Source organism: Spirosoma pomorum (assembly GCF_054776615.1).
This window is the reverse complement of sequence record NZ_BAAHBP010000001.1, coordinates 359,770-372,754: the sequence shown is the minus strand read 5'-3', so window position 1 is coordinate 372,754 and position 12,985 is coordinate 359,770. Positions and strand designations below refer to the sequence as shown.

General features: G+C 53.4%; 8 protein-coding genes. 4 read left to right on the top strand and 4 right to left on the bottom strand.

From position 1 onward, the window contains the following. Nucleotides 1–83 precede the first annotated feature (83 nt). Nucleotides 84–3,515, bottom strand: coding sequence for an isoleucine--tRNA ligase (gene ileS, locus ACYVAD_RS01515; RefSeq protein ID WP_461138506.1), 3,432 nt, complete (start codon nucleotides 3,513–3,515; stop codon nucleotides 84–86). A gap of 140 nt (nucleotides 3,516–3,655) precedes the next feature. Continuing rightward, a complete protein-coding gene (locus ACYVAD_RS01510) occupies nucleotides 3,656–4,177 on the bottom strand; it encodes a hypothetical protein (RefSeq protein WP_461137698.1) in 522 nt (173 codons plus the stop codon). Between the two features lie 115 nt (nucleotides 4,178–4,292). Between ACYVAD_RS01510 and ACYVAD_RS01505 the strand changes: the two genes are divergently transcribed. Continuing rightward, on the top strand, nucleotides 4,293–5,294 hold the full coding sequence (locus tag ACYVAD_RS01505) for a nucleoside hydrolase (RefSeq protein ID WP_461137697.1): 1,002 nt from the start codon (nucleotides 4,293–4,295) through the stop codon (nucleotides 5,292–5,294). 21 nt (nucleotides 5,295–5,315) lie between these two features. After that, entirely contained in the window at nucleotides 5,316–6,671 is a 1,356-nt protein-coding gene (locus tag ACYVAD_RS01500; protein WP_461137696.1) for an AGE family epimerase/isomerase, read from the top strand. Between the two features lie 39 nt (nucleotides 6,672–6,710). On the opposite strand, the gene ACYVAD_RS01495 is transcribed toward ACYVAD_RS01500, so the two are convergent. Then, nucleotides 6,711–8,504, bottom strand: coding sequence for a glycoside hydrolase family 15 protein (locus ACYVAD_RS01495; protein ID WP_461137695.1), 1,794 nt, complete (start codon nucleotides 8,502–8,504; stop codon nucleotides 6,711–6,713). A 46-nt stretch (nucleotides 8,505–8,550) separates the two neighbouring features. Beyond that, nucleotides 8,551–9,594: a helix-turn-helix transcriptional regulator gene (locus ACYVAD_RS01490; protein WP_461137694.1), complete on the bottom strand. Its 1,044-nt coding sequence runs from the start codon at nucleotides 9,592–9,594 to the stop codon at nucleotides 8,551–8,553. A 633-nt stretch (nucleotides 9,595–10,227) separates the two neighbouring features. Between ACYVAD_RS01490 and ACYVAD_RS01485 the strand changes: the two genes are divergently transcribed. Together ACYVAD_RS01485 and ACYVAD_RS01480 are read left to right on the top strand one after the other, a co-directional pair. Then, nucleotides 10,228–11,352, top strand: coding sequence for a slipin family protein (locus ACYVAD_RS01485; protein WP_461137693.1), 1,125 nt, complete (start codon nucleotides 10,228–10,230; stop codon nucleotides 11,350–11,352). Nucleotides 11,353–11,367: 15 nt separating this feature from the next. Further along, nucleotides 11,368–12,909: an RtcB family protein gene (locus ACYVAD_RS01480; protein WP_461137692.1), complete on the top strand. Its 1,542-nt coding sequence runs from the start codon at nucleotides 11,368–11,370 to the stop codon at nucleotides 12,907–12,909. Nucleotides 12,910–12,985: the final 76 nt, after the last annotated feature.

Below are 12,985 nucleotides of genomic sequence, written 5' to 3'. Positions count from 1 at the left end.
GGTAGACGGGAAGGGCTACCAAAACAGAACAGCCGTCGGCCCATTTGCCGACGGCTGTTCTGGTATAATTATAAACGGTTGTACTACGACACGGCAATCTTGACCCGAAGCGTAAACTCGTCCATGTCGATCTCAACGGCTTCGCCGTTCAGTCCCGCCACTAGGTTGAGCGAAACGGCCTGTACTTCCTGGCGGATGTAATCGCTGTTGGTTTCGACGGCTTCGGCCAGTTGCTCGTTGTTCCGTTCGAGGTCGATCGTGATCTTGTCCGTCACGTCGAAATCAAGGTCTTTACGCAGGTTCTGAATCCGGTTCACGAAGTCGCGGGCAATCCCTTCCCGGCGTAGTTCGTCGGTCACCGTTACGTCGAGTGCAACGGTTAGACCGTTTTCGCTCGCGACCAGCCAGCCTGGAATATCCTCCGTCTGGATTTCAACGTCCGATAGACGAAGATCGAACTCACCCAGATGTAATGCATCTGTTTGCTCCAGCGTTTTTAGTTCGCTATCAGTCATGGCCGTGATGAGAGCGGCTACGTCCTTCATCTGCTTGCCGAAGCGGGGTCCAAGCGCCTTGAAGTTTGGTTTTACCCGTTTCTTCAGGATACCGCTGGCGTCGTCGACGAACTCAATCGCTTTTACGTTCACCTCCGACATGATCAGGGGTGCTACGTGTTCGATCTGCCGACGCGTATCGACGCTCAAAACTGGGATCAGCACCCGGCTCAACGGCTGACGAACTTTCAGCTTGTGGCCTTTCCGGAGCGAGTGAACCAGTGAGGACACTTCCTGCGCCAACTCCATCGACGTTTCCAGTTCGTTATCGATCAACGTTTGGTCAGCTTTCGGGAAGTTGGTCAGGTGAATAGACGCATCGCCGTTGCTTAAGTTACGGTACAACCAATCGGTGTAGAACGGCGAGATTGGCGCCATTAACTGCGTTACCGTTGTCAGGCACTCGAATAAGGTTTCGTAAGCCGCCCGTTTGTCGGCGGTCAGTTCACCCGCTTCCGACGTGCCCGCCCAGAAACGCCGGCGCGCCAGCCGAACGTACCAGTTCGACAACTGATCGTTGACGAAGGACTGCACCGCCCGGCCCGCTTTCGTCGGGTTGAACGTATCATATTGCTGCTCGACCTCCAGCACCAACGACTGCAACTTGGACAGAATCCAGCGGTCGAGTTCCGGACGTTCGGCTACGGGAACCGTACGCCCTTCGAACGAGAAGTTATCCAGGTTGGCGTAGAGCGCGAAGAAGTTGTAGGTGTTTGATAATGTCCCGAACAACTTCCGCTGCACTTCGCCCACACCGTCGATGTTAAACTTCAGGTTATCCCAGGGCTCAGCATTGGTGATCATGTACCAGCGCGTTGCGTCGGCACCGTACTTAGCCAGCGTTTCAAACGGATTGACGGCGTTACCCAGCCGTTTCGACATTTTATTGCCGTTCTTGTCGAGGACAAGACCCGTCGATACGACGTTTTTGAACGCAACTTTCTCAAACAGCATCCCGGCGATAGCGTGGAGCGTAAAGAACCAGCCCCGCGTCTGATCGACCCCTTCCGAGATGAAATCAGCCGGAAACGCCTGACCGTTGTCGATTTTGTCCTTGTTCTCGAATGGGTAGTGCCACTGCGCGTACGGCATAGCGCCCGAATCGAACCACACGTCAATCAAATCTGGCTCGCGTTGCATCACCTTACCCGACTCCGACAGGAAGTAAATTTCGTCTGAGTAAGGGCGGTGCAGATCATAGTCTCCACGGGCGTGATTATCCAGAAACGCCTGGTTTTTGTCAATGTATGCCTGGAATTCCGACTGGCCTTGGGCTACCCACTCGCTCATTCGCTCATTCGCACTAGCGCTGAGTGAAACGAGTTCGTCAACCGAACCCACACACACTTCTTCGCCAGTTTCGCTACGCCAGATCGGCAGGGGCGTACCCCAGTAGCGGCTCCGGCTCAGGTTCCAGTCGACCAGGTTTTCGAGCCAGTTACCAAAACGACCAGTGCCAGTACTTTCGGGCTGCCAGTTAATGGTTTTATTTAGTTCGACCAGTTTATCCTTCTTCGCCGTTGTGCGGATGAACCAGCTATCCAGTGGGTAATACAGGATTGGCTTATCGGTCCGCCAGCAGTGCGGGTAAGGGTGTTCGTATTTTTCCACCCGGAACGCTTTATTTTCCTGCTTCAGCTTGATCGAGATCAAGACGTCCGTTGGCTTAAACTCCGGATCTTCACGCTCCTCGTCGGAGTAATATTCTTCCTTTACGTAACGGCCAGCAAAGTCCGTGATCTCGTTCACAAAACGACCCTGCTTGTTTACGATTGGGACCTCTTTGCCCGTTTCGTCCTGCACCATGATGGCCGGAATACCAGCCGCCTGGGCAACCCGGAAGTCATCGGCACCAAAGGTTGGCGATGTATGAACGACACCCGTACCATCCTCCGTCGTGACGAAATCACCCAGGATAACCCGGAAGGCTGGGGTAGATGGCTGCACGTAGGGCATTAACTGCTCGTATTCGATGCCTTCCAGATGCTCACCTTTGAATTCGGACAGGATAGTCCAGGGGATTACTTTATCGTTTGGCCGATACGCGTCGAAGGATGGATCAGTAGCCGAGTCAACTTTCGCTTTCTCATTGAACCAGCGACCGACCAGCGCTTTCGCCAGTATGACGTTGATCGGCTCGAAGGTGTAGGCGTTGAATGTTTTGATCAGTACGTAGTCGATGTCCTTGCCAACCGTCAGCGCGGAGTTGGCGGGCAGCGTCCAGGGCGTAGTCGTCCAGGCCAGGATATGAATATCGGCGTCGGCTGAATCGAAAAACAGAAAGGCCGATTTACCCGTCGGTTTCACCTTGAACTGCGCTACGATGGTTGTGTCGCGCACGTCCTTATACGTCCCCGGCTGGTTTAGCTCGTGCGAACTCAGACCCGTCCCCGCTTTCGGCGAGTAAGGCTGGATCGTGTACCCTTTATAGAGCAGGTTCTGGTCGTATAACTGCTTGAGCAGCCACCAGACCGACTCAATGTATTCGTTTTTGTACGTAACGTACGGATTCTCCAGATCGACCCAATAGCCCATTTGCTGGGTCAGGTCGTTCCACTGATCCGTAAAGCGCATCACCGTTTCGCGGCACCGGCGGTTGTACTCCTCGACGCTGATCGTCTTGCCAATGTCATCTTTAGTGATGCCCAGTTCTTTCTCCACCTGTAGTTCGATAGGCAGGCCGTGCGTATCCCAGCCGCCTTTCCGCTCCACCTGAAAACCCTGCATGGTTTTGTAGCGGCAGAAAATATCCTTGATCGTCCGGGCCATTACGTGGTGAATGCCCGGAGCGCCGTTGGCGGAAGGAGGGCCTTCGTAAAACGTAAAAGAGGGTTTGCCATCGCGGATGGCGACTGACTGCTCGAAGACCTGGTTCTGGTTCCAGTAAGTCAAGACCTCGGCTGCCAGTTTAGCATAGTCGAGGGATTCGTATTGCTGATAAGTCACGCCAGATAGAATCAAACGGCGCACAGTTCGCGCCGGAAGGTGGCTAAAAAATAAGTGCAAAGATACGAAAATCACCGGGGTCGGCGACCTGCGCATCGGTAAAGAGGAGAACGTTTTTCGGAATGAAAACGATCACTTGCTGTAGCGTAGCGAATTTACCTGCCTGAAACTGGGGGGCTGCTGGCAGCGCCTGCCGTAAATTCAAAGTACCTGTCCCTCAATTTACGGCGAACAAAACCCGGTAGGGGGACGCCGGATTCGTACGCGTCAATCAGTACGTCTTCCCGCCGTCGGCTGTAGCGAATTAGTCGACCGATACCGACTCCCGTCGGGGTGAGTCCGATTGCTCCACCAAGTAAGGTGATCGGAAGAATCGAATTTTTATTTTTCCCCAACGTAATGGCTACCATGAGAGCACTACCCACGAATCCCGCTGCAGCTCCGCCAATTGCTGCCGGAACGCCTATAGCCGTATAGATTCGCCCGCCCGTTCGCTTGTAATCAAACAGGCGCTGAATGGCCCGGATAGTATCCGTCTTTGTGAATGAGTAGGCTGGAACCTGGCCGGTTGATGGATGAGCCAGGACAAGAAACAGGAAAAATAGAAACCACGTTGGCAGTAAGGCCAGCCTGCTGCGGGCGATAAAACGACGGGCGTCGACCAACTTCCAAATCATTGAACTGGCGATCAGGTAATGACGAGTCGAGAAGCCGCGACGATCAGGAAACTACTGTGCAGTGGGTCAGTAGCTTGGCCTTGTTCTACTCTTTTCCGGTTTTACCTGCTCCGATATGCGACGACTGGTTCAACAAATTGGTTTTCTAGTGGCGTTTATGATTGGATCTGGTTTGCTGGCGGCAACGGCGCAGCCACGAACTGATGCTCCTCCAGGCCGGATGAGGGTACTATTTGACTGCGATCTGGGCGACGACATCGATGATGCCTACGCGCTGGCACTGCTCTGTGCCAGTCCGAATCTGGAAGTACTGGGCGTAACGACCTGTTATGGACGTACCGACGACCGCGCTCAACTGGCTTGCCAACTATTGTACGACTGGGGGCTGGAAGCTATTCCAGTGGCTGTGGGGCGCGATACCCGGCAGATGAATGAGCGCGCTAACTGGTACGCCGATCAATTTCATTACGCTAAAAATTTCACCCACAAAAAGCCGATTCAGCAACCAGCCGTAGACTTCATCCGCGAACAGCTGCGCAAATACCCCGGTCAGGTGACCGTCATTTCGGTGGGGCCGGTTCAGAACATGGTCGATTTGATCAAGCGCGATCCGGATGCGTTGACGCTGGCCAAGCGCATCGTGGCCATGTTTGGTTCATTCTACATCGGCTATAACGGCTCGCCCACACCCGATAAAGAATGGAACGTGTTTGTTGACGTATCGGCGGCCAAACAGTTTGTTACTTGTGGGGTACCGATCACTTATGCCGGGCTGGACGTAACGACTTTTGTTAAGGCCGATGCCGCTTTCCGCCAGAAATTATTGATGCGGCAAAGTCCGCTGACGAGCGCCTTGTGTGGCCTGCAGCCTCTGTGGAATTACGACCGGACCGCGTCCGACAGAGACCCTGTTCTTTATGATGCTGTGGCGGTAGGAATGGTGCTCTGGCCAGATCTATTCAAAACGCAACCAGGGAACGTGACGGTTGATGATGCTGGCTACACAAGACTGATCCTCAATCAGCCACCCAACGCCGAAATCGGTACGTACATCAATACGCCCAAATTCCTCGAACGACTGATGCAGGCGTATATGAATCAGAATCTACGCCGGTAAACTTTTTTAACCCTTCGGCTTATGACTAGGTACGTATTTCGAGCTGTCTACCTGTTACTGGGAATCGGTCTGGCGCAGGCAGGATGGGCGCAAAAGGAAATGAACGACCGGGTGCGTATTTCGGCCGAGATGGAAAAATCGGTGCAGACGGAAATGCTCAATCGCTGGTATCCGCAGGCCATCGATACGCTGTATGGTGGTTTCCTGAGCACGTTCACTTACGACTTTAAGCCCACTGGGTCGCAGGACAAAATGATTGTGACGCAGGCTCGGCATACCTGGACCACCGCCAAAGCCGCCGAGCGGTATCCCGCCGTGGCTCACTATAAAAGCAATGCCGCGCACGGATTCCGGTTTCTGCGGGACGTCATGTGGGACAAGCAGTACGGCGGATTTTATCACCTGGTCGACCGGCAGGGCAACGTAAAAAGTAGCGGTGATAAGGAAGCCTACGGCAATGCATTTGGGCTCTATGCCTTGAGTGCCTATTACCACATGTCAGGCGACACGGCTGCGCTGAATCTGGCAAAGAAGTCATTCGCCTGGCTCGAACAGCACAGCCACGATCCTGTGCATAAAGGCTATTTTCAGAACCTGCGCCGGGACGGTACGCCCATCAAGCGGGATGCGTCCACGCCTTCCACGTCTACCGTGGGCTACAAAGACCAGAACAGCTCAATCCATCTGCTGGAAGCCCTAACCGAACTATACACCGTGTGGCCCAATCCGCTGGTGCGCGAGCGGCTGGACGAAATGCTCAATCTGGTTCGTGATGTAATTACGACACCTAAGGGTAACCTGTTCCTGTTTCTGCAACCTGACTGGACGCCCGTTTCGTTTCGGGATTCGTCCGAAACCATTATCCTGAAGCACCGAAACATAGATCATGTCTCGTTTGGGCACGATGTCGAAACGGCTTACCTCATGCTAGAAGCGTCGCACGTTCTGGGGCTGAAAAATGATGCTAAAACTTTAGAGGTGGGCAAACGAATGGTCGACCAGGCGTTGAGAAACGGCTGGGACGCAAAAGTGGGTGGCTTCTACGATCAGGGATACTATTTTAAAGACAAACCTGGGATGACTATCATCCGGGATAGTAAAAACTGGTGGTCGCAAGCTGAAGGACCAAACACGTTACTGCTCATGTCTAATCGCTTCCCGAACGATTCCATGTGGTATTTCGATCAGTACAAACGCCTGTGGACGTATTGCCAGACCTACCTGATCGACCACGAGCACGGCGATTGGTACGAAGAAGGGCTCGATAAAAATCCCGAACGTAAGACTGCTCAGAAAGGGCATATCTGGAAAGCCGCCTACCATACGTATCGGGCGTTAACGAACTGCGTCGATCAATCGCGCGGCAAGGAAAAGTGATAGGCTGAACGTATCAATCAACCTATCACTCAGCTGTTACTAAAATGCCCGACTATCTTTGCCGGCCATTGCCATCTTGATACCATTGGCTGCACAGACAAAGGACGAATGCACAAACGTCTGTGGGAAGTTGCCCAGCATTTCTCCCGTGTGTACGCCCGCTTCCTCGCTGAAATAACCCAGGTCGTTTTGGTACTTCATGCCCGCTTCCAGGATGGCCTTGGCTTTGGGCAAGTTGCCCACAATAGCGTAGTGGTGTGACATCCAGAACGTACCGGCCAGGAACGCCCCTTCTTTGCTCGAATCAAATTCTTCCAGGTGACGCCAGTACAGGTTGTCGCGGCAGTAGTTGGTTTCGAGGGCGTGGATTGTCGCTTTCATTTCGGGGCTATCCGGCTCAACGTACGACCAGGGCGTGAATAAAGCCGTCGCAATGTCGACGTCTTCCGAACCCGCGTAAACGGCAAAAGCCCCCTGTTTGGTCAGGCAATGATCGTGCACGAATTTTCGGATTTTAGCCGCCGTATCTTTCCAGTATTGGGCCTGAGCGGGTGTGTCGGCGTATTTGGCCATGAACTCCAGACCACGGGCAGTGTAGGCCTTGCCGGTTGTGTATTGGTGCGTTGTTGATTCTTCCCAGATGCCGTTGTCTTCGCGCTGCCAGTTTTCGGCCAGAAAGTTGGCTACTTTACAGACGGCGTCCCAATGCTGTTTTTTACCGAACCGGTCGTAGATCAGTTTTGCTGCCAGCAGTACGTTGGCGTCGCTATCGAGCTGGAGTTGTTTGCTAGCTGTGTTGCCAATCTGAACGGGAACGCTAGCCTTATAACCCGCCAATTCCAGTTCTTCAGCGCTGGAAATAATTTCTTTTTCAACGCTGTAGAATGGTGATAGATTAACCTGCTTGTTTTCACCCAAGGCTCCGCACATAAACGACAGGAAATTTTCTTCTGTTTCACCCACTTCATCCACCTGCGCCAGCGCGCCGGTAATCAAGGCCACGTCGCGCATCCAGACGTAACGGTAATCATAATTCCGCTCTCCGCCGATAACCTCCGGTAATGACGTAGTAGCCGCAGCAATAATTCCACCGGTTTTTTCGTAGGTCAGCTGCTGAATAGCCCGGATAGATTCGTTGACCTCTTTCTCGTAGGGACCTTTGTAGATCAGCAATGATGCCAGATGGGCCCAGGTTTTTCGGGTATGTTGCAGTAAATCGTTCAGAAGCTGGGGTGTTACGTCGGTCTGGCTTTCACTTTCTTCAACGAGAACGGCCCAGCCGGTTTCGCCAGCCGGAATATGAAATACCAAGCCATTGTCATCCTTCGTTAACGGGTGCGACGTTTTCAGGCACAGCTTGACCGAGGAGAAAGTGGCCGAGAGCTTATCGTCAGTCAGGATTGGCACACTATTTCGCAGACCATAATCGGGTTTAAGCCGGATGCGACTAGTAATGTTGACGGGGGCTGCCGAGAACTGCCGGCAGATGCCGTTAATCACTGCCGCAGCGGGTTCAACCTGATTTTTCCCTGCTTGGGTTTGCTTAGCCTGGGTCGGCATCCAGTCTGTAATCGAAAACGGTTTTCCACCAGCCGTGAAGTTCGTTGTCAGAATGCTGCTTCGATCTTCGTAGGCCCGGCTGACAAAGGTCTTGCCTTCGGCTTCTACCGACCAATACCCACCTTTCTGCTCGTCGAGCAGGAGTGAGAAAACGGCATCGGCGTCGAAGCGCGTCGGGCAGAACCAGCTTATCGTTCCCTGTTTGTCGAGCAGCGCGCAGGTTTGCTGATCGCTGATGACGGCTAAATCCCTGATCTGTGGTTGAAGAATCATAACGTTGTATTTACATCAATAACTCAGAAATAAGGGATTGAGGTTTTCAACTGACGATTTGTTCTGGCGAACGGGGCGGGTCGGTGTAATTGGTGGCTCCGGCGCCGAGCCGGCGCTGAATCGTCCGGCGAAGTCGTTCGGGTTCCAGGACCGTAATGTACTCACAGAAGGAAAGTATCTCGCGCTCCAGTTCGAAATTATGCTGTACGTGAAGCGCAATGATAATCCCATCGTTGGTCCGTTCGAGAACTTGCTGCGAGTGGTGGAGCGGTTTCGTTTCGACGTAGGGTGCCTGCGGCTGGCTGACAAAAAGCTTTACCCGCATAGGCCGTAGCGTTGGGCTGACGGTTGCACCAATAACGTCCCGGTAATACGTTTCCGGATCATACTGTTTGTTCGGGCGATACGTGACATCGGGAGCCAGTTCAATCGTAATCATTCGGTCCAGCGCCAGATTCATAATGTATCGTTTGCCCTCACATACGCCCACCGCAAACCAGCGGTTTTTGTACTCTTTCAGCCACCAGATGTGAAAAACGATCTGCTGGGGATGACGAGCCTGGAAGGATTGGTACGTCAACCGCAAGGCCCGCTGCTGGATAACGGCCTGGTACAGTTCGTCCAGCAGGTGAATCCCCTTCAGGCTTTCGTTCTTCTCAAAATCGATGACCGGCACCGATTTCTGCGCGGTCGAATACACCTGCCCTTCCAGCTTCTGCACGACCTCATTGAGCGCCGTAAAATGCGAAAACCCTTTGAACTGCTTCAGAACCTCGACGGCTTCATTGATCCGGGCCAGGTCGCTATCCGACAGGGGAATGTTGGTAATGCTATAGGTTGGATCGCTATAGGTATAGTACTTTTTATCCGTAACAACGATGGGCGCGTAGTAACCCAGTTTATCGCTTCGCATTAGTTGCAGGTCAGCCTGAACGGTGCGTCGGCTAATGCCTTTGTCGAGGCCTTCGTATTCGTACAGTGCTTCCGAGACTTTTTCAATCAGAGCATCGAGTGTCCACTTGCGCTGCCGATTGCGCAGGCAGGTATCGAGCGTTTTGTAGCGAATGAGAGCATTCCGATTGGCAGGCATAAAGACTTAGCTCATTTTTTTTTAGAAAAGTGATAAAACTTTCTGAACTGCGCAAAAACACTGCGCAGTAGCCAGTAACCTTTGTCACGGCGGTTCGGTAACGGGCCGTCGCGACAGTAATAGTCTTGTCAAACCTGACGCGGGTTTCAGAAGGCCCCGGAGTGCCGCAGCCCCTGGCTGATTTTGGTATGCTGTTGATGATGACGGGTTGCTGTCGACGTGCGCAGGTTCGACTCCTGCATCAACCCACACGTTGATTCCGGTGGATGGGAAGCTGACCACTTCTAAAAAAGGTCTCCAGCGAAGACGGCTACTTCTAAAAAGGCCACCATAGGAATTGGTTAGAAGCTATCCCGTTACGTTGCTGGCACGCCCAACGACGTAACAAGTCAACCCGAGCCAGCAGGCCGATACCGCGTCCGCGGACGTACCGGTACCTGCGTCGTACCAGCGATGCGAGCTGTTCTGAGAGCCTGACAAACGCCAGGGTCGAGGGCAAATCAATTGGCAACACGGCACAGAATCCGGTACCGAAACGGGCGCCAAACCGGCTTCCGCCCCGGCTGAACGGATAGCTTCTACCTGATTTCAACAAGACGAACACACTACAGATAAATAAAGCAGACGATGAAAATGGTACACGTACAAACCTGGCAAATCGGCCTGGTATTTAAGCAAGGAAGCTACAAACGACTGTTGGTGGAAGGAACTCACTGGCTCTGGCCGGGCGAAATGGTACATGTCTACAACCGGGGGGAGCGGTTGCAGAATCCGCCGGTCGATCTGGCCGTGCTGCTAACGTACCCGGACGTAGCTGCTGTACTGGATGTGATTACCGTACCCGATAACGAAATCGCGCTTCAATATGAAGTGACGGATTTCGCCCGGCTGTTTCGTGGCGTGCTGCTGGCTGGGCGGTGGGCGTTCTGGAAAGGCATTAAGCAGTATGAGCACGTCAAAGCTGACTTGAGTCAAGTAGCTATTCCCACCAGCATCAATTTGCCGTCGCTTTTATCCACATCGTTGTCCACCTACATCCGGGTGTTTACGGTCGAAGCCCACGAGCGGGGTGTTTTGTTTATCGACGAAAAATTCAACCAGATCTTAACGCCGGGAACGTACTACTGGTGGAAAAACAGCATACCCATTCAGGTCCAAAAAGTCGACACGCGGCAGCAGCAGATGGAAGTATCGGGGCAGGAAATGCTGACCAAAGACAAAGCCTCGCTGCGGCTGAGTTTTTATCTCCAATATCAGGTGGAGGACGTAACGAAAGCGCTGGTCGAAAACCGGGAGTACGATAAGCAGCTCTACGTAGCTGTTCAACTGGCCTTGCGGGAGTATGTTGGTGGGATGACCCTTGACGAACTCCTTGACCGTAAGAGCGAACTGGCCGCTTTTGTTCTGAACGCCACGGCGGAGAAAGTCGATCGCCTGGGCGTTGAGTTGCGGGGCGGTGGCGTTCGCGACATCATCCTGCCGGGTGATATGCGTGACATCATGAACCAGGTGCTGATGGCCGAAAAGAAAGCGCAGGCTAACAGCATCATGCGTCGGGAGGAAACCGCGTCGACTCGCAGTCTGCTCAACACGGCCAAGGTGATGGAAGACAACGAAATGCTCTGGAAGCTGAAAGAGATGGAGTATGTTGAGAAGATCGCTGATAAAATCAGTTCAATCTCAGTGTCGAACGGCAGCTCAATGGTCGATCAACTCAAGCATCTTTTCGTCCGCGAACGAGCGGCTGGTAAATCCTAAATTCAACTTTTCTCCATGGGAACATTGATTAAGATTGATGATATTCTCTTGCTGGGGCCAATTCCTGATTCCCTGCATCCGGCTTTCCTGCGGGTAGCCAATGGCCTGATACAACGGGCTGACTACCCTAAAGAAAAAGTCATGGGGTTGCTGGCGCAGATGCTACATAACCCGAAGAAGTTCGCGTATTCGAAAAACAAAGTGACTAACCTGGCCCGGCAAATTTATGACCTGAACAAACAGGGGATTGCTGTTCCGCTCAGCGAAACCGGTGCTATTTACCTGCCAACCGAACCAGCGCCTTACGCCCTCAACACGTCGGATAAGCAATCAGAGCATACCTTCAACTTGCGACCGGAACCGTTGCCTTATACAGTATTTGGTGCGGAGCAGATTGAGGAGGGAGCGCTGGTGCAGATGCGAACGGCTGCGAGCTTACCTATTTCGGTAGCGGGGTCATTGATGCCGGACGCGCACCAAGGCTATGGTTTGCCGATCGGGGGCGTTCTGGCGACGGAGGCCAATACCGTCAGTCCCTACGCAGTGGGGGTCGACATAGCCTGCCGGATGTGCCTGTCGGTGTTCGATCTGCCGCCGGCCTTTCTGGAACGAGAATCTCAGTTGCTGAAAAAGTCGCTGGTGGAGCAGACCAAGTTCGGGATGGGGGGCGAAACGCGGCAGAAATTTGATGAGAGCGTCATGGATTTACCGGAGTGGCAGGCCACCAAAGTTATCCGCGATCTGAAGGATAAAGCGTATCGACAGTTGGGTAGCTCCGGTACCGGTAATCACTTTGTCGAGTGGGGCGTCATCGATGTGTACGAGCACGAAACGGATGCCAACCACGCGGGGCTGGCGCTTCCGCCGGGCTCGTACTTGGCGTTGCTGTCGCACTCGGGTTCGCGCGGCTTTGGCGGCAACGTAGCAAATTACTACTCTAAGCTGGCCATGCAGAAAACCCGCTTACCGAAAGAAGCTGCACACCTGGCCTGGCTCGATCTAAATACCGAAGAAGGACAGGAATACTGGATCGCGATGAATCTGGCCGGTGAATACGCATCGGCGAACCATCACGAAATCCACAATAAACTGGCGAAAGCGCTGAATGAGAGACCGCTGGTGAGGATCGAGAATCACCACAATTTTGCTTGGAAAGAGCAATTGACCAACGGCCGTGATGTAATCGTTCATCGCAAAGGGGCAACCCCGGCAGGGAAGAACGTACTGGGCATTATTCCGGGTTCGATGACGCAACCGGGCTTCGTGGTGCGCGGGCTGGGCAATCCGGACTCATTGCAGTCGGCCTCGCACGGAGCCGGGCGGCTAATGTCGCGCACTAAAGCATTTTCCTCGATCACGCGGCCCATGCTGGATCAGGCTCTCCGGGATGCTGGTATTCAGCTCATCGGGAGTGACCTGGACGAAGCGCCAATGGTATACAAAGACATCGAAACCGTCATTGACGCCCAGCGTGATCTAGTGACAGTGCTGGCGAAGTTTTCGCCCAAAATCGTTCGCATGGCTGATGCGAATCGGAAAGAAGGACGGGAGGACTAATAAAACAATGGGACGTTTGTGGAGGTAAAGCGGCTTGGCCTTGCCTCCACAAACGTCCCATTGCTACGTAGCGAAG